General features: G+C 70.4%; 18 protein-coding genes. 9 read left to right on the top strand and 9 right to left on the bottom strand.

What is annotated here, in order from left to right:
* From AB0M02_RS07230 to AB0M02_RS07205, 6 genes are all read right to left on the bottom strand, one after another.
* Positions 1 to 774 (bottom strand): SDR family oxidoreductase, encoded by a 774-nt coding sequence (locus AB0M02_RS07230; RefSeq protein ID WP_364223014.1) that lies wholly within the window; start codon positions 772 to 774, stop codon positions 1 to 3.
* A gap of 9 nt (positions 775 to 783) precedes the next feature.
* Entirely contained in the window at positions 784 to 1,605 is an 822-nt protein-coding gene (locus AB0M02_RS07225; protein ID WP_364223011.1) for an inositol monophosphatase family protein, read from the bottom strand.
* Complete coding sequence (locus AB0M02_RS07220; RefSeq protein ID WP_364223008.1) at positions 1,598 to 2,050, bottom strand: response regulator; 453 nt, start codon at positions 2,048 to 2,050, stop codon at positions 1,598 to 1,600. Before AB0M02_RS07220 ends, AB0M02_RS07225 begins: the two co-directional genes overlap by 8 nt.
* The gene (locus AB0M02_RS07215; protein WP_364223005.1) at positions 2,047 to 3,657 is read right to left on the bottom strand and encodes a CHASE3 domain-containing protein; all 1,611 of its coding nucleotides are present in this window, start codon (positions 3,655 to 3,657) and stop codon (positions 2,047 to 2,049) included. The genes AB0M02_RS07220 and AB0M02_RS07215 overlap by 4 nt, the downstream gene beginning before the upstream one ends.
* Complete coding sequence (locus tag AB0M02_RS07210) at positions 3,654 to 4,850, bottom strand: SpoIIE family protein phosphatase (RefSeq protein ID WP_364223002.1); 1,197 nt, start codon at positions 4,848 to 4,850, stop codon at positions 3,654 to 3,656. Before AB0M02_RS07210 ends, AB0M02_RS07215 begins: the two co-directional genes overlap by 4 nt.
* A gap of 91 nt (positions 4,851 to 4,941) precedes the next feature.
* The gene (locus AB0M02_RS07205) at positions 4,942 to 5,298 is read right to left on the bottom strand and encodes a hypothetical protein (protein WP_364222999.1); all 357 of its coding nucleotides are present in this window, start codon (positions 5,296 to 5,298) and stop codon (positions 4,942 to 4,944) included.
* Between the two features lie 74 nt (positions 5,299 to 5,372).
* Between AB0M02_RS07205 and AB0M02_RS07200 the strand changes: the two genes are divergently transcribed.
* Together AB0M02_RS07200 and AB0M02_RS07195 are read left to right on the top strand one after the other, a co-directional pair.
* A complete protein-coding gene (locus tag AB0M02_RS07200) occupies positions 5,373 to 7,724 on the top strand; it encodes a M28 family peptidase (protein ID WP_364222996.1) in 2,352 nt (783 codons plus the stop codon).
* A 3-nt stretch (positions 7,725 to 7,727) separates the two neighbouring features.
* On the top strand, positions 7,728 to 8,267 hold the full coding sequence (locus AB0M02_RS07195) for a dihydrofolate reductase family protein (protein WP_364222993.1): 540 nt from the start codon (positions 7,728 to 7,730) through the stop codon (positions 8,265 to 8,267).
* Here AB0M02_RS07195 and AB0M02_RS07190 read toward each other — a convergent pair.
* The gene (locus tag AB0M02_RS07190) at positions 8,264 to 8,548 is read right to left on the bottom strand and encodes a Smr/MutS family protein (RefSeq protein ID WP_364222990.1); all 285 of its coding nucleotides are present in this window, start codon (positions 8,546 to 8,548) and stop codon (positions 8,264 to 8,266) included. The two genes, AB0M02_RS07195 and AB0M02_RS07190, sit on opposite strands and share 4 nt — an antisense overlap.
* Positions 8,549 to 8,558: 10 nt before the next feature.
* On the bottom strand, positions 8,559 to 8,930 hold the full coding sequence (locus AB0M02_RS07185) for a tetratricopeptide repeat protein (RefSeq protein ID WP_364222987.1): 372 nt from the start codon (positions 8,928 to 8,930) through the stop codon (positions 8,559 to 8,561).
* A 349-nt stretch (positions 8,931 to 9,279) separates the two neighbouring features.
* On the opposite strand from AB0M02_RS07185, the gene AB0M02_RS07180 reads away from it, so the two are divergent.
* The 7 genes from AB0M02_RS07180 (at position 9,280) to AB0M02_RS07150 (ending at position 18,985) form a co-directional block, all read left to right on the top strand.
* The gene (locus AB0M02_RS07180) at positions 9,280 to 10,017 is read left to right on the top strand and encodes a response regulator transcription factor (RefSeq protein WP_364222984.1); all 738 of its coding nucleotides are present in this window, start codon (positions 9,280 to 9,282) and stop codon (positions 10,015 to 10,017) included.
* 85 nt (positions 10,018 to 10,102) lie between these two features.
* Positions 10,103 to 11,584, top strand: a complete 1,482-nt coding sequence (locus AB0M02_RS07175; protein WP_364224479.1) for a HAMP domain-containing sensor histidine kinase — start codon at positions 10,103 to 10,105, stop codon at positions 11,582 to 11,584.
* Positions 11,585 to 11,787: 203 nt separating this feature from the next.
* A complete protein-coding gene (locus AB0M02_RS07170; RefSeq protein ID WP_364222981.1) occupies positions 11,788 to 12,852 on the top strand; it encodes a 3-deoxy-7-phosphoheptulonate synthase in 1,065 nt (354 codons plus the stop codon).
* A 90-nt stretch (positions 12,853 to 12,942) separates the two neighbouring features.
* Positions 12,943 to 15,096, top strand: a complete 2,154-nt coding sequence (locus AB0M02_RS07165; protein WP_364222978.1) for a glycosyltransferase family 39 protein — start codon at positions 12,943 to 12,945, stop codon at positions 15,094 to 15,096.
* Entirely contained in the window at positions 15,093 to 16,292 is a 1,200-nt protein-coding gene (locus AB0M02_RS07160) for a bifunctional glycosyltransferase family 2/GtrA family protein (protein WP_364222975.1), read from the top strand. Before AB0M02_RS07165 ends, AB0M02_RS07160 begins: the two co-directional genes overlap by 4 nt.
* Before the next feature lie 224 nt (positions 16,293 to 16,516).
* Complete coding sequence (locus AB0M02_RS07155; protein ID WP_364222972.1) at positions 16,517 to 16,798, top strand: DUF3040 domain-containing protein; 282 nt, start codon at positions 16,517 to 16,519, stop codon at positions 16,796 to 16,798.
* Positions 16,799 to 16,870: 72 nt separating this feature from the next.
* Positions 16,871 to 18,985: an MMPL family transporter gene (locus AB0M02_RS07150; protein ID WP_364222969.1), complete on the top strand. Its 2,115-nt coding sequence runs from the start codon at positions 16,871 to 16,873 to the stop codon at positions 18,983 to 18,985.
* 52 nt (positions 18,986 to 19,037) lie between these two features.
* Here AB0M02_RS07150 and AB0M02_RS07145 read toward each other — a convergent pair whose 3' ends face one another.
* Positions 19,038 to 23,846: an ExeM/NucH family extracellular endonuclease gene (locus tag AB0M02_RS07145; protein WP_364222966.1), complete on the bottom strand. Its 4,809-nt coding sequence runs from the start codon at positions 23,844 to 23,846 to the stop codon at positions 19,038 to 19,040.
* Positions 23,847 to 24,137: the final 291 nt, after the last annotated feature.

Genomic DNA, 24,137 nt, shown 5'->3' with positions numbered 1-24,137 from the left:
TCAGGTGGCCGAGTAGCCGCCGTCGACGAAGAGTGTCTGGCCGGTTACCGCCTGCCCCGCATCACTCGCCAGGAAAACCGCACATCCGGCGAAATCGCCCGGCAGGCCGTTGCGCCCGATCATCGTACGGGCGGCGTGTGCCGACACTTTCGAGGGATCGGCGAACACCTCCTCGGTGAGCGGCGTGTGCACCACCCCGGGAGCGACCGCGTTGCAGCAGACGCCGTGCCGCGACCACGCCTCCGCCTGCGATCGGGTGAGCCCGACCAGGCCCGCCTTGGCCGCTCCGTAGGCGCCGCTGTTGCCGTAGGCCCGGAACGCCTGCTGCGACACGACGTTGATGATCCGCCCCCAGCCGCGGCGCGCCATGGCCGGCGCGAACGCCTGACCCAGCACAAAAGGGGCGGTCAGATTGGCTGCGACTGTGATGTCCCACACACCATCGGACAGCTCGGCCAGCGGCGGGCGCAGGTTGACGGCTGCCGAGTTGACCAGGATGTCCGGTTCCGCGTACCCCTCAATGATCTTTGAAGCGACGGCCTTGACCGCCTCGCGATCGGCGAGATCCGCGGAGATCGCGTCCGCTTCCACGCCGTGTCCGCGCAGCTCAGCCACCACCTCGGCCATCGGCGCCTCGCGACGGGCCACCACGATGATCCGCGCACCGGCTCGGCCCAGCGCCAGGGCCATGGCCCGTCCGATCCCGCTGCTGCCGCCGGTCACCACCGCGGTGCGCCCGCTCAGACCGAAAAGCTCTTGGAGGTACGACGTCACGACGCGACTTTAGAGCGGATCGATCGCGGGCGGGCCGTCCGGGAAGAGGGTTCCGTGGACTGTGTGCCAGATCTCCTCGTTGGCGGCGACGAGCAGCCCGCGCTGGTGATCGACCGGCCGGTACTCGGCGCCGTCCAGGTGGCGCACCACGCCGCCGGCCTCGCGGACGATCAGCGAGCCGGGCACGTGGTCCCAGGGCAGGATCCGCCAGAACATGCCGAACTGCTGCTCGTCGGTGGCGATCGCCGGGTACTCGTAACCCGCGCAGTGCTTGCCGGCGCTGAAGCCGCCCAGGCCCGCGGCGTTCGCACGGACCCGGTCCCGCAGCTCGCCGGGGAGGTACTTGTGCGAGATCACGCCGTGCAGCTGGTCCGCGCCCGGGTCGTCGCCGCGGGTCTTGACGCGCACGCCGTCCCGGAACGCACCGGAGCCCGCCTCGGCGACCGTCAGGCTGTCGGCGACCACGTCGAGGATCCAGGCCGCGGCCGGCTCCCCGTCGCGGACCAGCGCGACCATCACGCAGAACGGGGTCTTCCCGGCGGCGAAGTTGTTCGTGCCGTCGACCGGGTCCACGATCCACACCGCACCGTCGTGCCCGACCCGGTCACGGACCGAGGGGTCGGCCGCGACGGCCTCCTCGCCGACCACCACCGAACCCGGCAGCAGAGCGGTCAGGCCGCTGGTCAGCGCGCGCTCGGACTCCTGGTCGGCGATGGTGACCAGATCACCGGGCGCCTTCTGCCGCACCTCGTCGTCGGACAGCCGGCGGAAGCGCGGCAGGACGACCGTCTGTGCGACCTCACGGACGAGCTCGGTGACCTGATCAAGCACGCGGCGGCAACTTCACGACGCTGACGAAGAACTCGTCGATCTGGCGGATCACCGCGATGAACCGCTCGAAGTCGACCGGCTTGGTCACGTACGCGTTCGCGTGCAGCTGGTAGCTGCGCAGGATGTCCTCGTCGGCCGAGGAGGTGGTGAGCACGACGACCGGGATCCGGCCGAGCTCGTCGTCCTTCTTGATCTCGGCGAGCACCTCGCGGCCGTCCCGCTTCGGCAGGTTCAGGTCGAGCAGGATCAGGTCGGGACGGACCGCGTCCGCGTACTGACCCTCCTGGCGCAGGTAGGCGAGGGCCTCGGCGCCGTCGGAGACCACGTTGAGCCGGTTGCGGACCTTGTGCTCCTCGAACGCCTCCTGAGTCATCAGGACGTCGCCCGGGTCGTCCTCGACGAGCAGGACCTCGATCGGGGTTCCGTTCTCCCGCGTCATACTCATGCTTGCACCACCTCTTCCACGCTCTCCTCGGCTTCCGAACCGTCCGAATCATCCGAACCCGGCAGCACCGGCAGCGTGAAGTTGATCGACGCGCCCTCCGGAACATCGACGTCCAGCCAGACTCGCCCGCCATGGTATTCGACGATCTTCTTGACGATCGCCAGTCCGATGCCGGTCCCCTCGTACGCGTCCCGCGCGTGCAGGCGCTGGAAGATCACGAAGACCTTGTCGGCGAACTCGGCCTCGATGCCGATGCCGTTGTCGCGTACGTTGATCCGCCACTCCTTGCCGTCGCGCTCCGCGGTGACCGTGATCACCGGGGGGACGTCCGGGCGGCGGAACTTGAGCGAGTTGCCGATCAGGTTCACGAACAGTGTGGTGAGCAGCGGTTCCTCACCCTCCACCGTGGGCAGTCCGGACCAGGTGATCTCGGCGCCCTCACCGGCGCGCGGCTCCAGCTGGCTCTTCACGTCGGTGAGCACCTTGTTCAGGTCGACGTCGCTGAACCCACTGGTGAGCCGGCCGATCCGGGAAAACGCCAGAAGGTCGTTGATGAGCCGCTGCATCCGCTGTGCGCCATCGACGGCGAAGCCGATGTACTGGTCCGCGCGCTCGTCGAGCTGCCCGGAGTAGCGCCGCTGCAGGAGCTGGCAGAAGCTGGCCACCTTGCGCAGCGGCTCCTGCAGGTCGTGCGAGGCGACGTAGGCGAACTGCTCGAGGTCGCGATTGGACCGGGTGAGCTCCTCGGCCTGCGACTGGAGCTGCTGGTTGACCCATTCGACCTGGCCGCGCGCGGCGCGTACCTCGGTGAGCTCGCTGGCGATCTGCTGGCGCATCCGGTCGACATCGGCGGCGAGCGCCACCAGGTCGGGTGACCCCTGCGGGCTGACGATGTGCCGTTCGTAGTCGCCGGCCGCGACCTCGCGCACCTGGGCCGCCAGATCCACGATCGGGCGGCTGACCAGCCGGTCCATCAGGAACAGCAGGGCGGCGCCGGCCAGCACGATGATCGCCGCGGCGGCGATCTCGATGGCCACCATGGTCTGGCTGGACGACCGGGCGGCGTCCGCGGACTTGGCCCGCAGCACACCGATGTGGGTCTGCATGACACCGATCGCCTGCCGCACGGCGTCGAACTCGTTGGTGTCGCCGGCCTCGATCCGTTCCTGGGCCGCCGCGGTGCCCTGGGTGCGCACGGTCTCCAGCACCGGCTCGGCAACCCCGGTCCGCCACACCTCGGCCCGCGCCTGCACGACCTCCAGCGCCGCGCGGATGTCCTGGTCCTCCGGGCGCAGCAGGCTCTTGATCTGGGCGATCTGGCGGTTCTCCTCGGCCAGCCCGGTCCGGTACGGTTCCAGGTTGCGGTCCTCGCCGGTGATCGCGTAGCCGCGGACACCGGTCTCCTGGTTCACCAGGGCCGTGTTCAGGGTCTCACCAGCCGCCCGCATCGGAGTGGCCCGGTCGAGAACGTCGTCGAGCTGCCGGTTGTTGGCAGCAGCGGTGATCGCGGCGAACACACCCAGCGCGGTGAGGACGACACCGACCGCCACGCAGAGCGCGACGATGCGCTGGCGCAACGTCCATTCGCTGACGGAGAGGACCTTCACCGGCCACCGCCCCGCGAGACGAGCAGCATCGCCACGTCGTCGGTGAGCGGGCCGCCGTTGTCCTTGTCGGCGCGGCTCACCAGCCAGGCGGGCAGCGACGGCACGGGCATGCGCTGCGCCTCCGGCTCGAGCATCAGCTTGCAGAGGCCGTCGACGTCGAGGCGTTCGCCGGTGTTGCCGGTGTGCCCCTCGATCAGCCCGTCGGTGTACATCAGCAGAGACCAGTCATGGCCGGAGAACTCCAACTCCGTCGCGGGCGTGGGAGTTGGACGTACCCCGAGGACGATTCCGGTACGCGCGGACACCGGCGCGACTCGCCCGCCGGAGAGCACGACGGGTGGTGGGTGGCCGGCCAGGCGTACGGTCGCGCGATTGCCCGGCAGGTCGATGACCGCCGACGCCACGGTGGCGAACACCTCCCGGGCGCGGCGCTCGGACATCAGCACCTGCTCCAGCGAGGGCAGCACCTGCTCCTCGGGGACACCGGCCAGCACCAGGGCACGCCAGGCCACCCGGAGCTCGACACCGAGCGCGGCCTCGTCGACGCCGTGACCGCAGACGTCGCCGACGATCAGGTGCAGCCGGTCGTCGCCGACCTGCACCACGTCGAAGAAGTCACCGCCGAGCAGGCCCATCGCCCGGCCGGAGCGGTAGAACGTCTCCACCGTCACCTCGGTGGTCTGCATCAGCGGCTGCGGGAGCAGGCCCCGTTCCAGGCGCGCCGACTCGGCCTGGCGCAGCTCGACCTCGCGCAGCAGGCGGGCGTTCTCGTCGGCGCGCTTGCGCTCGACCGCGTACCGCAGCGAGCGGATCAGCAGGACGCCGTCGACCTGGCCCTTGACCAGATAGTCCTGGGCGCCCTCGGCGACCGCCTGCACACCGAGGTGCTCGTCGGAGCGGCCGGTGAGCACGCAGACCGCGGCGCCGCCGGCGACCGCGAGCAGCTTGCGGAGCCCGTCGATGCCCTCCGCGTCGGGCAGGCCCAGGTCGAGCAGCACGCACTCGATGCCGGCCAGCATCTTGGTGGCCTCGCGGAGGCTGGTGACGACCGTCAGATCGAACGGTGCGTCCGCCTCGCTCAGCAGCTCACGAACCAGGAACGCGTCACCCTCGTCGTCCTCGACGAGCAGGATCCGCAACCTCTCCAGCTGGTTCGCCGCGTGCCTGCCAGGCGCGAGCGACCGCTCCGTCATTCCGATTCCCCACTCGACGCATAGGTGACCCGCAAATCGTGTACCACCGGGCCCGGCCGCACAACTCTGGTCACCAGGTCGTGACCTGGGCTCACATCGGACCCGTCGCGTGCCGGCCGGTGTCGTCGGCCGCGACCCGCCGGGCGTGGTCGGCGATCACCTGACCGAGGATCCCGTGCAGCCTCCCGCAGTCGCGGCAGTGCAGGTTCTCGTCGAGGTGACGGCCGCCGCACCCGGCGCACTCGCCGCGGTCCTCCGGGTCCCGGTAGGCGGCGAGGGCGCGGCACATCGCCCGGATCACATGATCGCTGAGAGTGAAGACGTCCTCGCCGAACGCGGTGCGCACACCGACAACGGCCACGGGCGCGGCGTCCGGGTTCGGGTTGTACGGGGACACCGCGTCGATGAACTCCGCGATGACGGCGGCTGGGTCGAGCGGGGTAGTCACCCCGACAACGCTATGCCACGCGCTGATGGATCTTCGGGGTACCCGCCCGCCGCGCCGGGTGCTTACATTCACTCATGCGTGATCACGCCCTGACCAGGCCGGCCCGCCGGGGCCTCGCCGCGGCTGCCGTCCTCGCCGTGCTCGTCCTGGCCGGCTTCGCGGCGCTACGCGCCATCGCACCCCCGGCCGAGCGGGCGGACTCGGCGCCGGCGGGCGAGTTCAGCGCCGCGCGGGCCTTCGAGCACGTCCGGGCGATCGCCACCACGACGCACCCGGCCGGCAGCGCGGCGAACGACACGGTGCGCACGCATCTGCTGGAGGCGCTGCGCGGCATCGGCCTCACCCCCGAGGTGCAGGACACCGTCACGATCCAGGGCGGCACGCTGTCGGCCAGCGCCGGTGGCGCCGGGCTGGCGAGGGTACGCAACGTGGTCGCGGTGCTGCCCGGCACGGACTCGACCGGGCGGATCTTCCTGGTCGCGCACTACGACTCGGCCCAGGTCGGGCCGGGCGGCAACGACGACGCGGCCGGCACCTCCACGATCCTGGAGACCGCGCGGGCGCTGAAGGCCGGCGGCCCGCTGCGCAACGACGTCGTGCTGCTGCTCACCGACGCCGAGGAGGCCTGTCTCTGCGGGGCGAAGGCGTTCGTCGACCAGCACCCGCTGGCCCGTGACGGCGGGGTGGTGCTCAACCTGGAGGCACGCGGCAGCAGCGGTCCGGCGATCATGTTCGAGACCTCGGAGGGCAACGGCGAGCTGGTTGAGGCGTACGGGCACGTGCCGTACCCGGTCGGGACGTCGTTCGCGGTCGAGATCTACCGGCTGCTGCCCAACGACACCGACTTCACGCCGTTCCGCGAGGGCGGGTTCCAGGGGCTGAACACGGCGTACATCGACGGGGCGGCGGTGTATCACGCGCCGACCGACACGGCCGCCTCGATGAACCGGGACAGCCTGCAGCACCACGGCGACAACGCGCTGGCTCTCACCCGTGAGCTGGGCGGGCGCGATCTGACGGCGCTGGAGGCCGGTGACGCCACCTACTTCCCCGCAGCCGGTCTGCTGATCCGCTACCCCGGCACCCTGGTCTGGCCGCTCGCCGTCCTGGCCCTGATCGCCGTCGGGCTGCTCGGCTGGCTGGTGGTACGCCAGCAGCGCGCCACCGGCCGCCGGGTGGCGCTGGCCGGCGTACTCACGCTGATCCCGATCCTGGCCGCCCCGGCGGCGGCGCAGGGCCTGTGGTCGCTGCTCGTCCTGGTCCGCCCGGAGTACGGCGGGATGCCGATCGACCCGTACCGTCCACTCTGGTACCGCCTCGCCGTGATCGCCCTGGCCGCGACCGTCGTGCTGGCCTGGCACGCCCTGCTGCGCCGCCGCGTCGGGCCGGCCGCGCTGGCCGTCGCCGGCCTGGGCTGGCTCGCCGCCCTCGGCCTGCTGCTCGCCGCCGTCACGCCGGGCGGCGCGTACCTGACCACGCTGCCCGCACTCGCCGGCGCGGTCGCCGGCCTGATCGCGATACACGTCCCCGACGCGCTCGCCGTCGTCGCGATCGCCGCCGGTGCCGTCGTCGCGACGGTGATCCTGCTGCCCACGGTCGTCATGCTGTTCCCGGCGCTGGGCATGCCGATGGCCGGTGTCGGCGCGTTCCTGACCGTGCTGCTCGGCCTCGCCCTGATCCCGGTCGCCGACCTGGTCCACCCGGCGGCCGGCGGCGCCCGTGGAATGGAGGCGCTGCGGGCACGCCACCGCGGCGCCGCGCCCACCCTGGCCGCGGCGGTCGCCCTGGTCGCCTGCACCGCGACCGGCCTGGCCGTCGACCGGTTCGACGCCGCGCACCCGTCGCTGACCCACCTGATGTACGCGCTGGACACCGACACCGGAACCGCCCGCTGGCTCAGCGAGGAGACCGATCCGCAGCCGTGGACCGCGCAGTACGTCTCGGCACCGCCGGAGACGGTCACCGACTCGCTCCCGGCGTTCGGTGACGAGCGGCTGCGCAGCGGCCCAGCCGAGGCCGCCTCGCTGCCCGCGCCGAATCTCACCCTGGTGACGGACACCCGTACCGGTGACGGCCGGACCCTGCGCCTGCGTCTCACCCCGCAGCGGACGGCCCGGTTCGTCACGCTGCACATCGCCGCCGGCACCACCGTGACCTCGGCCACGGTCGGCGGGCGCCCGGTCGGCGACCTGTCCGGCTCGGCCGGCGGCGGATGGGGCTTCGGCTTCGTCTTCCACGCGCCGCCGCAGGACGGTGTCGAGGTCGAGCTCACCGTCAAGGGCACCGACCCGGTCCGCCTGCGCGCCATGGACGGCAGCGACAACCTCGCCGCGCTCCCCGGCTTCCGCCCCCGCCCGTCCGGGGTGGGCGTCCTCGGCTCACACAGCAGCGAACTGGTCGCGGTCGCCAAGACTTATACGCTCTGATCCATGGCGAAGATCCTGTATTCGGTGACCATGTCGCTGGACGGCTTCATCGCCGGTCCCGGCGGCGACATGTCGTGGCTGACGCCCCGCCTCGGCCCGAACCCCGCCGCCGAGGCGCTGGTCGACCGAATCGGCGCGATGCTGATCGGCCGGCGGACGTTCGGCGGCGACGATCCGAACGCCGGCACCGAGAAAGAGGGCGCCATGGAGGGCGCCTGGCACGGTCCGAGCTTCGTGCTCACCCACGAGCCGCCGGCGGAGCCGGTGCCCGGGATCGTCTTCGTCACCGACCTGCGGGCGGGTCTCGCCGCCGCACGCGAGGCGGCCGGCGAGAAGTACGTCAACGTCCTGGGCGCCGAGGTGGCCCGCCAACTGCTGGCCGCCGACCTGCTCGACGAGATCCTGGTCTTCGTCGCCCCGGTCCTGCTCGGCGACGGCACCCGCGTCTTCGAACACGCCGGCGGCACCGATATCGCCCTCGCGCGGATCAGCAGCAGTGAGGCGCCCTCAGCGAACGGCCTCTGGTATCGCGTGGTGCGCTAACGACCCCGGCCGCGGCGTCCCGTGGGGGCGTCGTGGCGGAAGTGGACGAACAGGCGGCCCCAGTTGTCGCCGTCCTTCTCGACCCGGTGGTAGAGCTGCTTGATCTCTTTCTGGTCGAGGAAGCGGATCACCTTCTTCTTCAGGGCGCCGCTGCCCTTGCCCGGGATGATCTCGACGAGAGAGGCCTTCTTCTGGATGGCCTCGTCGATGATCCCGCGCAGGGCGCGGTCGATCTCGGTGCCCTTGTTGAAGATGTCGTGCAGGTCCAGCTTCAGCTTCACGATCGAGACCCTACGCTGCGGTGTTCTTGCCGAGCCAGGTCTCGACGCGGCGTAAGGCGTCCTGGTAGTCGGGCTGTTCCTTCATCGCGGCGGCCAGTCGCAGGTGCGGGAGGGCCTCACGAAAACGGCCGGCCCGCTCCAGGGTCCGGCCGAGCACATGGTGCGCGTAGTGATCCGAGGGATCATGTTCGATCAGCACCCTGAGCTGGGCTTCCGCTCCGTTCAGCTGGGCCGAGTTGAAGTAGGCACGGGCCAGCAGCTGGCGTACCGCGGTGTTGTGCGGTTCGGCCTCGACGATCGGCTCGAGCAGCTTCGCGGCGCCGAGCGGGTCCCCGGACTCGAAGAAGAAAGTGGCCCTGCGGTATTCCTCGAGAAGATCCACGTTCAGCTCCCCACTCGCGTCGCCGACCTCCAACGCTCGCACAACATCGGGGGAACAGCGAGTGTTCCACTCGATCAAGCTGCGGGCGTCAGCGTCGGAGCAGCAGGAGTGCGAGGCCGCCGGTCAGGAGGTATCCGCCGATCGCGGCGAGCAGCATCGGGCTCGGCCCACCGCCCGGTAGTTCAGGAAGAGACACAGGTCCATCATGAGGCTTTTGTCGGTTTCATCCGCTTCGCCACACCGGAAACGCCTCAGACACAGCCACCGCTGTGCCGAATCCTGTGGGAGACACAGCTGGTACACAGGAGACGGAAAGCCGGCGCAGAGCGTCGCCGACCACAGTAGGGGCATGACGATGGCGAACGCAGACTCCAGCACCGAACTCCGCCGCCCCGACGGCACCCCCGTCCGGGTGCTGGTGGTCGACGACGAGCCGACCCTCGCCGAGCTGCTCTCGATGGCCCTGCGGTACGAGGGCTGGGAGGTCCGCAGCGCGGGCGACGGCATGACGGCCGTGCGGACCGCCCGGGAGTTCCGCCCGGACGCCGTCGTCCTGGACATGATGCTGCCCGACATCGACGGGCTCGAGGTGCTGCGCCGGCTGCGCGGGGAGTCGCCCGAGGTCCCGGTGCTCTTCCTCACCGCCAAGGACTCGGTCGAGGACCGGATCACCGGGCTGACCGCCGGCGGCGACGACTACGTCACCAAGCCGTTCAGCCTGGAGGAGGTCGTGGCCCGGCTGCGCGGCCTGATGCGGCGGATGGGGCACGCCCCGATGCGGACCGAGTCGCAGCTCGTCGTCGGTGACCTGACCCTCGACGAGGACTCGCACGAGGTGCGCCGCGGCGGTGACCTGGTCACGCTGACCGCCACCGAGTTCGAACTGCTGCGCTATCTGATGCGCAACCCCCGCCGGGTGCTGAGCAAGCCGCAGATCCTGGACCGGGTGTGGAACTACGACTTCGGCGGCCAGGCCAACGTCGTCGAGCTGTACATCTCGTACCTGCGGAAGAAGATCGACGCCGGCCGGGCGCCGATGATCCACACCATGCGCGGCGCCGGCTACGTGCTCAAGCCGGCCGACTGACGTGAGCTCTGCCGCCCGTCCAGCTCGTCCCGCCCGCTGGCGCAGCCCGGCGGGCTGGTCCCTGCGCACCCGGCTGGTCGCCATCATGATCGCGCTGCTGTCGGTGCTGGGCCTGGTCGTCGGCGGCACCGCGGAGATCTATCTGTACCAATCGCTGCACCGGCAGATCGACAGCGAGCTCAACGACGTCTCCAAGCGCATCGGCTTCCGCGCGCCGCCGTTCGGTTCACCCGACCAGCCGTACACCACGACCCATGACAAGCCCGACAGCAACGGGCTTCCCGGCGGCATCCCGGGTGACGCGATCGTCCTGCAGCAGACCGGCGAGGGCACGCTCGACGGCGGCGTGCTGCGGTTCCTCGAGGCCAGCGAGGAGGTCGACCAGCTCACCGACGTGCAGAAGGCCACCGTGCTCAGCGAGGTCCCGGCCGACGGCGCCAAGGTCGATGTCGATCTGGGCAGCGATCTGCCGGCGTACCGGATGACCAGGGTCGTCAAGAAGGACGGGACGGTCTACTACGTCGGGCTCTCCCTCGCCCAGGTCAACTCAACGCTGCTCACGGTCGCCGGGTTCACCGGCTGTGTGATCGCCGGCTCGCTGCTCATCGCGGGCTGGGGAGGGGCGCTCATCGTCCGTCGTACGCTCAAGCCCCTGGACCGCGTGGCAGCGACCGCGACCCGCGTCTCCGAGCTCAGGCTCGACCGCGGCGAGGTGCGCCTCGCGCAGCGGGTGCCCGACGCCGACACCGACCCCCGCACCGAGGTCGGCCAGGTGGGAGCCGCGCTGAACGCCATGCTCGACCACGTCGGCAACGCCCTGGAGGCGCGGCACGCCAGCGAGATGCAGGTACGCCAGTTCGTCGCCGACGCCAGCCACGAGCTGCGCACCCCGCTCGCCGCGATCCGCGGGTACGCCGAGCTCAGCCGCCGCAGCCGCCAGGTCATCCCGGACGAGATCTCGCACGTGCTGACCCGGGTCGAGTCCGAGGCGAAACGGATGACCGCGCTGGTCGAGGACCTGCTGCTGCTCGCCCGCCTGGACGCCGGCCGGCCGCTCGCGCAGGACCCGGTCGACCTGACCATGCTGGCCGTCGACGCGACCAGCGACGCGCACGCCGCCGGCCCGCGCCACTACTGGCAGCTCGACCTCCCGGAGGAGCCGGTCTCGGTGATCGGCGACGGCTCGCGGCTGCACCAGGTGCTGGCGAACCTGCTGGCCAACGCGCGCACGCACACGCCGGAGGGCTCGACCGTGACGGTCAAGGTCGGCTCGGTGCCGAACGCGGCCGTGCTCCAGGTGATCGACAACGGGCCGGGCATCCCGGAGGAACTCGTCCCCCGGATCTTCGAGCGGTTCGCCCGCGGTGACAGCTCGCGCTCGCGCGCGGCCGGCAGCACCGGACTCGGGCTCTCGATCGTGCACGCGGTGGTGACCTCGCACGGCGGCAAGGTGGGTGTGCAGAGCCGCCCCGGCCAGACGGTGTTCACCGTGATGCTCCCGCTCGGACCGCCTCCGGTCGTCCCAACAGCTGAACATAGGCCGCAAGAGCTACATCCGGTGCGGTGATCCGGCTATGCTGTCGGGCGTGTCCCAGACGTGGTCGTTTTATTGGTTTACGAGGCCGGCTCGCGCCGGTGCCTCGGCCATGACCGCATGACCTGAGACACCCCGCCAGAGCCGGCTGAGGCAGCGACGACGTCGCTGCCTTTTTGTTTGCGACGAGCAAGCCGGCTCTCGCCCACGGGCGCCGGCGAAGGAGTGAGACCACCATGACCGCACCCGAGGTACAGCGCGTCCGCGACCAGCGCATCGAGAAGGTCGTGCCGCTGATGAGCCCGGCGCTGCTGCACCACGAGTTGCCGCTGACCAGCGAGCTCCACGACACCGTGCTGGCCGGTCGAAAGCAGGTCGAGGACGTGCTGAACGGCCGAGATCAGCGGCTGATCACGGTCGTCGGGCCGTGTTCGGTGCACGACCCGGCCGCCGCCGGTGAGTACGCCTCCCGGCTGGAGAAGGAGGCCGAGCGCCTCAGCGACGACCTGCTGATCGTGATGCGGGTGTACTTCGAGAAGCCGCGCTCCACGGTCGGCTGGAAGGGCCTGATCATGGACCCGGGCCTGGACGGCACCGGCGACGTCGGCACCGGCCTGCGGATCGCCCGCAAGCTGCTGCTCGAGGTGGTCGGCCGGGGTCTGCCGGTGGCCGTCGAGTTCCTCGACCCGATCACCCCGCAGTACATCGCGGACACCGTGGCCTGGGGTGCGATCGGCGCCCGGACCGTCGAGTCGCAGGTGCACCGCCAGCTCGCCTCCGGCCTGTCGATGCCGATCGGCATGAAGAACCGCCCGGACGGCAGCGTCTCCACGGCCGTTGACGCGATCCAGGCCGCCGCGGTACCGCACGTCTTCCCGGGCATCGACTACTCCGGCACCCCGGCGATCCTGCACACCGCCGGCAACCCGGACTGCCACCTGGTGCTGCGCGGTGGCGGCGGCAAGCCGAACTACAGCGCGGCCGACGTCGAGGCGTCGCTGGCCCTGCTGCGCACCGCCGGCGAGAAGGAGCGGCTGGTCATCGACTGCTCGCACGGCAACAGCAACAAGGACCACAACCGGCAGCCGATCGTGGCCGAGGACGTGGCCCAGCAGATGGAGGCCGGCCAGCGCGGGATCAGCGGCGTGATGCTGGAGAGCTTCCTGCAGCCGGGACGGCAGAACCTGGGTGGCGAGCTGACGTACGGCCAGTCGGTCACCGACGCCTGCATGGGCTGGGACGCGACGGTGAGCGTGCTGGAGCGCCTGGCGACCGCGTCCGCGAAACGCCGCACTGCTTGATCTTGGCAGAGACGAGCGGTCCCTGGTTTCACAGGGACCGCTCAGCAAGGCCACAAGGACACGACAGACCATCCCCCGATCGTTCAATGCATGACCCTGCTGACGCCGGCGGCGGACGCCGCTGAAGTCCCGGCGGCGGACGCCGCTGAAGTTCCGGCGGCGCCCGCTCCGCCCCGTGAGCGCACCGGTGCCGCCCGATATCTCCTCGGCCGCTCGGACGCCCCCTGGATCCGACCCTCCCTGTTCGCGCTGCTGACCGCGACCGCCGTCCTGTACATCTGGGGACTGGGCGAGTCCGGCTGGGCCAACGCGTTCTACTCGGCCGCCGTCCAGGCCGGCTCGGAGAGCTGGAAGGCGTTCTTCTACGGCTCCTCCGACGCGGCGAACGCGATCACCGTCGACAAGACGCCCGCATCGCTCTGGATCATGGCGCTGTCGGTTCGGATCTTCGGGCTCAGCTCGTGGAGCCTCCTGGTGCCCCAGGCGCTGCTCGGCGTCGCCACCGCCGGCCTGCTCTACGCCACCGTCCGGCGCGGCTTCGGCCCCGCCGCCGGCCTGCTCGCCGGGGCGATCTCCGCGCTCACCCCGGTCGCGGTGCTGATGTTCCGCTTCAACAACCCGGACGCGCTGCTGGTCCTGCTCATGGTGGCGGGCGCCTGGGCGACCCTGCGGGCCGTCGAGACCGGCGCCACCAAGTGGATCGTGCTGGCCGGTGCGTTCGTCGGGTTCGCGTTCCTCGCCAAGATGCTGCAGGCGCTGCTGGTGGTGCCGGCGTTCGGGCTCGCGTACCTGATCGCCGGGCCACCCAGGCTGGGCAAACGCATCTGGCAACTGCTGCTCGCGCTGGGCGCCCTGGTGGTCTCGGCCGGCTGGTACATCGCAATCGTCGAACTCGTGCCGGCCTCGGCCCGCCCGTACATCGGCGGCTCGCAGAACAACAGCCTGCTCGAGCTGACCCTCGGCTACAACGGCCTCGGCCGGCTCAACGGCGAGGAGACCGGCAGCGTCGGCGGCGGGAACAACGGCGGCCGCTGGGGCGAAGCGGGCCTCACCAGGCTCTTCGAGAGCGCCCAGGGCGGTCAGATCTCCTGGCTGCTGCCGGCGGCGTTGATACTGCTGGTCGCCGGTCTGGTGATCACGGCACGGCGGGCACGGACCGACCTGCAGCGCGCCGGGCTGATCCTGTGGGGCGGCTGGCTGCTGATCACCGGGTTGGTGTTCAGCCTCATGCAGGGCATCTTCCACGCGTACTACACGGTCGCCCTCGCACCGGCGGTCGGCGCGGTAGTCGCCATGGGCACCGCCCTGCTCTGGAAGCACCGCTCCAACATCTTCGCGTCGCTCACCCTCGCCGCGGCGGTCGCGGTCACCGCGTGGTGGTCGTGGGTTCTGCTGGGCCGCAGCGCCGATTTCCTGCCCTGGCTGCGCCTTCCGGTGCTGGTGGCCGGCCTGGTCGCGGCGGTCGCGCTGGTCGCGACGTTCCGCCTGGCCAGGCGGTTGGCCACGGTCGCTGCGGCGGTCGCGCTGGGTGCGGTTCTGGCAGGACCGGCAGCGTACGCGGTACAGACGGCATCCCAACCGCACACCGGTTCCATCCCGTCCGCGGGCCCGACGGTGTCCGGCGGGTTCGGTGGTGGTCCCGGCGGCGGGGGTGGATTCAACCGCGGTGGCGGCTTCCCGGGCGGCGGCGGGTTCCCCGGCGGTGGCGGACCGGGTGGCGGTGCACCGGGTGGCGGTGCGCCCGGCGGCGGTGCGCCCGGCGGCGGAACTCAGGGCGGGTTCCCGGGCGCCCCCGGCGGAAATGGGCAAAACGGCGGCGACGGCCGGGGCCGCGGTGGCCGGACCGGCGGTGGCGGCATGGGTGGCCTGCTCAACGCCGCCGAGGTCAGCGACGAGATGAAGGCCCTGCTCGAACAGGACGCGGACAACTACACCTGGGTCGCAGCGGCGATCGGCTCGCAGAGCGCCTCCGGTTACCAGCTGGCCACCGAGAAGCCGGTCATGGCGATCGGCGGCTTCAACGGCACCGACCCGTCACCCACCCTCGAACAGTTCAAGCAGTACGTCGCGGACGGAAAGATCCACTACTTCATCGGCGGCGGCGGGTTCAGCCGCGGCGGCGGCAACGGCGGCAGCGACTACAGCACCCAGATCAGCGAGTGGGTCGCCGCCACCTTCACCGCGAAGACCGTCGGCAACACCACCGTCTACGACCTGACCGCTCCTACCGGTGGCACCGCATGAGCCTCTCCGCACTGCCCTCGCAGGAGGCCGGCGCGCCCCGCGTCCTCGCGCCGGTGCTCGACGTGGTGATCCCGGTCCACAACGAGGAGGCGGGCCTCGAGTCCTGCGTGCACCGGCTGCACGCCTACCTCACAGCGAACCTCCCCTACCCGTTCCGGATCACCATCGCCGACAACGCCAGCACCGACACCACCGCGAGCGTCGCCCGGATGCTGGCCGGCCGGTACGCCGAGGTCGAGTCGGCGCACCTGACCGAGAAGGGCCGGGGACGCGCGCTCAAGCACGTCTGGACGCGGTCCGACGCGGCCGTCCTCGCCTACATGGACGTCGACCTCGCGACCGACCTGGGCGCGCTGCTGCCACTGGTCGCACCGTTGATCTCGGGGCACTCGGACCTCGCGATCGGCTCCCGGCTGGCCCGCGGCTCACGGGTGGTACGCGGCCCGAAGCGGGAGTTCATCTCGCGCGGCTACAACCTGCTCCTGCGCGGCACGCTGGCGGCCCGGTTCTCCGACGCCCAGTGCGGGTTCAAGGCGATCCGGTCGGACGTGGCCGCGCGGCTGCTGCCGATGGTGGAGGACACCGGCTGGTTCTTCGACACCGAGATGCTGGTCCTGGCGCAACGGGCCGGGCTGCGCATCCACGAGGTGCCGGTGGACTGGGTGGACGATCCGGACAGCCGGGTCGACATCATGACGACGGCGATCGCCGACCTCAGGGGGATCGCCCGGGTGATGCGCGGCTTGAGCACAGGACGTATTCCACTAGCCACACTGCGTGAGCAAGCCGGGCGGAAGCCGGCCGGGCTGACCGGTCAGCTGATCCGTTTCGCCGGCGTCGGCATCGCCAGCACGCTCGCCTACCTGCTGCTCTACGCGCTGTTGCGCACCGGGATCGGCCCACAGTGGGCCAACCTGGTCGCGCTGCTCGTCACCGCGGTGGCCAACACAGCCGTCAACCGCCGGGTCACCTTCGGTGTACGCGGAACCGGCGGCGCCTGGCGCCATCAGGCACAGGGCCTCGTGGTGTTCGGCATCGGACTCGCACTGACCAGCGGATCACTGACCCTGCTGCACATGGTGACCGCACAACCACCACGTGTAGCCGAATTGGTCGTTCTGGTGCTCGCCAACCTTGTGGCGACCGCCACACGCTTCCTGCTGCTGCGCGTCTGGGTCTTCCGCGCACGCACCTGAGCCGGCGCCTCGCGAAGCGGCATCCGAAGTCACCGGATGCCGCTTCGTCCGTTGTATCCGTTGCGGAAGCTCAGCCGCCCTCGCCACCTGAGGAAAAGAACGGGCGAAAAATTCGGCACACGCAGGCGTATCACAAAGGCAACTCAGAGGTAACAATGAGCTGTGATCGAGATCGCTCTCGCTCGATCCAGGCTTCACCGGCGCGGCGGACCGGAGGGTAGCGAATGCTCAGCAAAGAGGACACCCGGCGACTGGCACAGCTCGAACGCCAGCTCCAGCGGGAGGATCCCGACTTCTGCGCCCGCATGGGCGGCGGGAACTTCAGCGTGTCGACGACGCATCGCCCCGCACTCCCGCTGTTCATCATCGCGGCTGTGATTATGATCACCGCCGTTGTTCTGGCCGCGGTTCAGTGGTGGATCGCGTCCGCTGTGGTCGCCGCCTGGGCGACCGTCACGGCCGTCGCCGCCGTCGTGCGGATGCGAAGGGCACGCACCAGGCTGTAACCAGCGCTCATCTCCAGGACCGGACAGCCGATCAATCGGATCGGCACCGTTTGAAGTCCTGGAGGAACACCCGTGGCAACCCTGCTGTACCGGCTCGGCCGATTCTCGTTCCGGCGCCGCCGGTGGACCCTGGCCGTCTGGGTCACGGTGCTGGCACTGTTCGGGATCGGTGCGGCGACGCTGTCCGGGCCGACCAGCAACGCCTTCTCCATCCCGGGCACCGAGTCGTCGCGCGCTCTGGACGTCCTCGCCGAGAGGTTCGGCGGGACCTCGGACGCCGCGCAGGCCAGGGTGGTCTTCACCGCCGATTCCGCGCTGAACAGGGAGACCGTCGAGAAGGCGGTCGCGGCCCTGCGGTCGGCCCCGCGCGTGGCCGGCGTCGCGGACCCGTTCGAGGCGAAAACGATCTCGCAGGACCAGCGGACCGCGTACGCCACCGTCACCTACTCGGTGCCCGCCGCCGACGTGAGCATCGCCGACCGCGAGGCCATGATGGCCGCCGCCCGCAGCGCCGGGGTCGCCGTCGAGTTCTCCGGCGAGGTCACCGTCACCGCCGAGGAGAGCCACTCCGCCGAGGCGATCGGCATCGTCGTCGCCGCGTTCGTCCTTCTGATGACGTTCGGCTCGCTGGTCGCCGCCGGACTGCCGCTGCTCACCGCGATGGCCGGGGTCGGCGTCGGGATGCTGGGCATCCAGATCGCGACCGGCTTCTTCGACCTGTCGTCGTCCACCTCCGCCCTCGCCACCATGCTGGGGCTGGCGGTGGGCATCGACTACGCGCTGTTCGTGGTCTCCCGGTACCGCCACGAGCTGGCCGAGGGCCACGACGGCGAGGAGGCCGCGGGCCGCGCGGCCGGAACCGCCGGTTCCGCGGTGGTGTTCGCCGGACTGACCGTGGTCATCGCCCTGGCCGCCCTGTCGGTCACCGGCATCCCGTTCCTGACCGCGATGGGCCTGGCCGCCGCGGCGACCGTCGCCATGGCGGTCGTGATCACGCTGAGCCTGGTGCCGGCGGTGCTGGGCTTCGCGGGCCGCCGGATCCTCCCCCGCCGGCGCCGGCCGGCCCGGACCGCCACGCCGTTCGGCGAGCGCTGGGGCCGCGGCGTGCTGCGGCACCGGTGGATCGCCCTGATCGTCTCGCTCGGGCTGATCGCCGCCGTCGCGGTGCCCGTGTTCGACCTGCGTCTCGCGCTGCCCGACGACAGCACCGCCGCGGCCGACTCCACCCAGCGCAAGGCGTACGACCAGCTCGCGAGCGGATTCGGCGCCGGGTTCAACGGGCCCCTCGTCGTGGTGCTGGAGAACGTCGCCGTCGCCGAGCAGGCGCAGCGGGCCATCGCCGCCCTCGACGATGTCGTCATGGTCACCCCGCCCACGGTCAACCCGGCCGGTGACACCGCGATGCTGACCGTCGTCCCGGCCTCAGCGCCCACGAGTGAGGCGACCAAGGACCTGGTACACGCCATCCGGGACGCGAACCTGCCCGGCCTCTCGGTCACCGGCACCACGGCCGTCAACATCGACATCTCGGAGAAGCTGACCGGCGCGCTCATCCCGTACCTCTGCATTGTGGTCGGTCTTGCCTTTGTGCTGCTCATGCTGGTGTTCCGGAGCATCCTGGTGCCGGTCAAGGCGACTGCCGGATTCCTGCTGTCGGTGGGCGCGGCGTTCGGCGCCCTGGTCACGGTCTTCCAGAACGGCCATCTCGCCGGGCTGATCGGGCTGGAGTCCACCGGCCCGATCGTCAGCGTCATGCCGATCTTCCTGATCGGGATCCTGTTCGGGCTGGCCATGGACTACGAGGTCTTCCTCGTCACGCGCACTCGTGAGGAGTACGTGCACGGCGCCGCACCCGACGACGCGATCCTCAGCGGCATGAAGCACGGCGCCCGCGTCGTCACCGCCGCCGCCCTGATCATGATGAGCGTCTTCGCCGGCTTCATCCTGGCCGACGACACCATCATCAAGAGCCTCGGCTTCGCCCTGGCCTTCGGTGTCGCGGTCGACGCGTTCCTGGTTCGGATGACCATCGTCCCGGCCGTCCTGTCGCTGCTCGGCAGGTCCGCCTGGTGGCTGCCGGCGTGGCTGGACCGGATCCTGCCCGATGTGGACGTCGAGGGCTCACGGCTGACCACCTCCTCCCCGGCGATCACCGAGGAGAGGGCGGACCTGCCGGTCGCGGCCTGACGGAAGAGGGCCCCCACCTCGACGAGGCGGGGGCCCTCCGATCAAGCCGTTGCTACTTGGTGATGCTCCTGGTGTAGACGCGGACGGCCGACTTGTTGCCGGCCTTGTCCACAGCCAGGTACGTGATCCGCAGGGTGCCCTTCTTGACGCCCTTCACGCCGACGGTCCAGACGCCCTTGGCGTTCGGCACGACCGCGATCACCTTGGCCTTGGCGTTGGCCGAGCTCAGCGAGCTCGCCTTCACCCAGGTCCGGCCGTTGTAGTAGTACCACTTGCCGGACCGCTTCTCGACCAGCTTCACCCGCACCTGGGAGACGCCCAGGCCGGTGTCCGCCGCCTTACCGGTCAGCTTCGACCAGGACGAGGCCTTGGCCGGGTACTTCGGCACGGTCAGGCTCACGCCGGGCTTGAAGACGTCCTTGACGACCTTCACGGTCCCGGCGGTCACCGTCTGGCCGGCACCCACCGCGTTGTACGGCGTCACCTTGACCGTGAACGAGCCGGCCTTGGCGAACTTGCGCGTGACCGAGGTGGTGTTCGGCGACGTCGTCGTGCTGGTGCCGTCGCCCCAGGCGATCACGAGCTTCGTCGCGCCGGTGACCCCGCTCAGCCGCAGCGTGCTGGTCTGGCCGAGCCAGATCGCCGACCTGTCCAGGCTGTACCGGCCCGTCTGGGCCGAGACCGTCACCTTGGACGCGCCGCTGAACGTGGCCGCACCGCTGTTGCCGGCCTCGTCGGTCAGCGTGACCGCGACCTGGTAGCTGCCGGCCGCCGCGTACTGGTGGGTCGCGGTGGTGGTGCCGGCTGCCAGGGTCTGCGGCGCGCTGCCGTCACCCCAGTTGATCACGCGGGTGATCTTGGCTGTCGTGCTGACGTCGTCGGAGAGAGCCGTCTCGGTCAGCGTCACCGACTGGCCGGTCCACAGGCCGGACGCGTTCAGCGCGTACGTGCCGGTGGGAGCGGTGCTGTCGGCGACACCGGCCGTGGCCCGCGGCTTGGGGTCCGCGGTGATCGGCGAGTTCCCGGCGAAGTAGTTGACCAGCATGGTGAGGTCGTTGTCACCGGTGGTGACCACGTTGTCCGTGCTGACCAGCGACGGGAAGTTGTCGCCGCCCGAGGCCAGGAACGAGTTGGTCGTCACCCGGTACTTGCCCTTGGGGTCGATCGTGACGCCGTTCAGCTTGATCGACGAGGCGATGATCCGCTGGTTGCGCGGCTTGCTCGCGTCGAAGGAGTAGGTGAACCCCTTCGAGACACCCAGGTGCAGGTACGGCCGCGAGGCGCCGTCCGGCTGCCACTGCTCCTCCAGCGCCGCCTTGATCTGCTCGCCGGTGAGGGTCCGCGTCACGACGTCGTTGGAGAACGGCTGCACGGCGAAGGCCGCCGAGTAGGTGACCGTGCCGTCGGTGCCGTACTTGAGGTCGGCCCGCAGACCGCCCGGGTTCATGAACGCGATCTGCGCGCCACCACGACCGGCGGCCGCGGTCTGGTCGAGCTGGACGTCGGCGATGAAGTTGCCCAGCACCGACTCGGCGCCCCGGTTCTCGACAGTCCCGTTGTACGCCCGCAGGATGTCACCGGTGATCTTGCCGAGCTCCCGCTTGCCGAGCTCGGTGGCGTTCGTCTTGGCGGCGGCCACGATGTCGGCCACCGCGGTGTTCGACGGGTAGCCGGTCACCGTGATCAGCTCGGCGGTGGACGCGGTGACCTCGCCGGTGGCGGGGTCGTACGTGAGAACCGCCTTGCCGAGCTTTTCGCCGTAGTCCTCGGCCTGGATGACCGGACGGGTCTTGTCGGTGCCGGGCACCGGGACCTGGAAGGCGTACGGCATGTGGGTGTGCCCGCTGAAGATGGCATCGATCTCGGCGCTCACCCGGGTGAAGTCGCCGAAGACCGGGTCCGCCTGCAGCGCCGCGGCCGAGCCGATGTTCGCGGAAGCGGCACCCTCGTGGGCGAGCAGCACCAGCACGTCGGCCTCGCCGTTGGCCTCGTTGCCGTCGGAGAGCTGCTCGGCGAGGGTGTTCGCCTCGGTGACCGGGTTGCGGAACTCGACGCCGACGATGCCGTCCGGGCTGACCAGGGACTTGGTCTGCTCGGTCACCACGCCGATGTAGCCGACCCGGACGCCGCCCAGGTTCTGCACCGAGTAGCCGGGCAGGACCCGCTGGCCGTCCTTGTAGACGTTCGCCCCGAGGTACGGGAAGTCGGCCCGGTCCTCGACGCGGCCCAGCAGGTCGGCCAGGCCCTTGTCGAACTCGTGGTTGCCGACCGAGGAGACGGCCAGGCCACCCTCGTTCAGGGCGTCGATCGTCGGGTTGTCGCCGTCGATCGCCGAGATGAACGTGGAGGCGCCGATGTTGTCACCGTTCGAGATCCACGCGGTGTTCGGGTTGGCGGCCCGCAGCTGGTCGACCAGCCCGACGAGCTGAGCGGCGCCACCGACGGCCTGCTGGTTGACGGTGGACGGCGACTCGAGCCGGCCGTGGAAGTCGTTGATGCTGAGCAGCTGCAGGTCGACCGGAGCGGTCAGCCCGGTCTCCAGGCCGACGACGACCGGGTCGTGGTCGCTGGCACGGTACGGCCCGCCGTCGTAGAACGGCGCGTAGCCGTCGTACTCGTACGCGAACGACTCGACCGAGTTGATGTTCCAGATGTCGACACCGGTGATGCGCTTGCCGAACTCGCCGGTGACCAGCGCGTGGTCCAGCGAGCCGGACTCGCCGCCGAACACGTACGAGGACTTGCCCTCCGCGTGCGCGTCGCTGTAGCCCTTGTCGTACAGGACCTTCAGCGGGTCCTCCTGGCCGTACGCGTTGAAGTCGCCCAGCAGGATGACCTTGTCGGTGCCGAGGCCCTCGACGAAGGTCGCCAGCGACCCCGCCTGACGGACCCGGTCGCCGTTGTACGGGCCCTGCCCGTCGCCGGTGTCCACGTTGTCACCGGTCGGCGTGACCGAGGCGCTCTTCGACTTGAAGTGGTTGGCGACCACGGTGAAGTCGATCGTGCCGGCCGTGAAGGTCTGCGCGATCGGCTCGCGGGCGTTGGCCCACACCGTCTCGTCGTTGATCGACTTCGAGGCGCCCTTCGGGGTGACCGAGCCCGGCTTGAAGATGATCGCGCTGGTGATGTAGTCCTGCTGCTCGGCGCCGGGAAGCTCGGCGGGCGAGCGGACGTAGTCCCAGGTGCCCGCGCCGTCGGCCGCGTTCAGCGCACCGACCAGGGTCTTCAGCGCCAGCTGCGGGTCGTTGGCCTCGAAGCGGACCGAGTTCTCGATCTCCATGAGGGCGATCACGTCGGCGTCCAGGGCGGTGATCGCCGAGACGATCTTCTCCTGCTGCTTGGCGAGCGCCGCCGCGTCGGCCGCGCCGCGCGCCGGCTCACCGAAGTGGACGAAGTAGTTCAGCACGTTGAAGCTGGCCACCCGGATGTCGCCACCGACGTTCACCGGTGCCGCGGTCCGCGGGTTGGTGTCCGTGAACGTGGTCCGCGACGCCGCCGGGGTGTCGAACGCGACCGGGGTGGCCGGCTGCAGGCGCCACTCGCTGAATCCGTAGCTGAGCACCGACGAGCCGAACTTCTCCACGGTGTCGCCGACCCGGATCGGGTCGTCCTTGGAGAAGTACGGCGGCGCGATGCCGGCCGTGGCGAGGTTCGTGGTCCGGCCGTCGTCGAGCAGGATCCGGCCGTTCTTGTTGGCCGCCTTGATCGCCAGCGCCTCGGCGCTGCCGGGACGGGCCACATCGGTCGGGATGTGGGCCGGGTCACCGCCGGCGGCGAGGATGATCTCCCCGTACCGGTTGGTGTTGTAGACGTCCGAAATCGTGTAGGTGCCGGCCGGTGCGACCAGCATGCCCTCGGCGGACTCGCGGGCGGACTCGTCCAGAGGCAGGGCCAGCGCGACCGGGGTGGGCAGCGTCGTGTTGCTCGCGCACACCTGCACGTCGGTCTTGGCGCCGATGGTGATCTGGGTCAGCGCGTTGAACTCGCTCACCGTGCCGGTCACCCGGACCACGTCACCGACGGCCACCGACGGGTGGTTCGCGGCGTTCGACGTCAGGTAGACGAAGATGCCGTCGGACGCGGTGCCGGCCGCGACCGGACGGTCCCCGCCGCTTCCGGCGGTCTGGATGTACACGCCGTTGTAGCCACCGGTGCGGTGGTCGGCGGTGACGACACCCTCGACGGTCACGGTGGCGCCGGCCAGGCCGGTCGCCGCGCCGGTGCCCTGCACCTGCGCGATCGTGTGGGTGACCGCGGTGTCGCAGCCGGTGCCGGGCTCCTCCGGCTCCTCGGGCTCCTCGGGCTCGGTCTTGTTGACCGTGCCGAAGCTGCTCGCGGCCGGGCCGGTCCAGGTGCCGTCGATCTTCTGCAGCGACTGGCCGACCGGCGTGGTGCCGAGCTCGGAGACGCCGATGTCGACGCTGGTCTGCCCGTCAGCCGCTCCCCCGCTCGCGGGGAAGACGCCCTCGTAGCTGAGGAACTCGGCCAGCGACCCGTCGGCACGCACCAGCGCGACGCCGTCGGGGGCGCCGTTCTGGATGCCGTCGACCGGGTAGGTCACGACCACGACGCCGGCGGCCGGAACGAGGCCGCTCAGGGTCGACGTGTTGTAGGCGGCGCCACCGTTGCCGTTGTAGAGGACGACCTTCCAGCCGGTCAGGTCGAAGCCGGCGGGCGCCTGCACCTCGATCGACTCGCCGCTGTCGGCGCCGGCGTTGTCGTAGTGGATCTCACTGAGGAACGGCGTGTCGGCGGCGACCTCGGCCGCGGCGACCGGGCCGGTGAAGCTCAGGCCGAGCGCGGTGGCCAGAACGGCGGCGCTCAGGGCACGAAACTGCGCCGGCCGGGAAAGGAACGACAACCATTGTGGACGTCGACCGTGCGGATTGCGCGCAGCGACGTCCGCATTCGGTATGGTTTGAGGCATCTAAGAGTGTCCTCCGGACGAAGTTGATCCGCCGGAGCGTAAGCACACCCAATGACGATCAATTCTCGTTCAGGTAACGAAAAGGCAGTCAGCCGGTGGCCAGAGCCGCAGTATTGTTCGTTTCTGTTCGGCAAGCATCGGTGCGGACCGTCCACAGGAAACGCAAAACGAATTAAGCCGGGCAACCTTTTGGAACCTCGGGGCCACTAGAGGGGTACAAGCCTT

This window comes from Actinoplanes sp. NPDC051861 (assembly GCF_040681145.1).
Lineage (GTDB): Bacteria > Actinomycetota > Actinomycetes > Mycobacteriales > Micromonosporaceae > Actinoplanes.
Note: the sequence above shows the minus strand (reverse complement) of the source record. Positions and strands in the feature narration are given on the sequence as shown.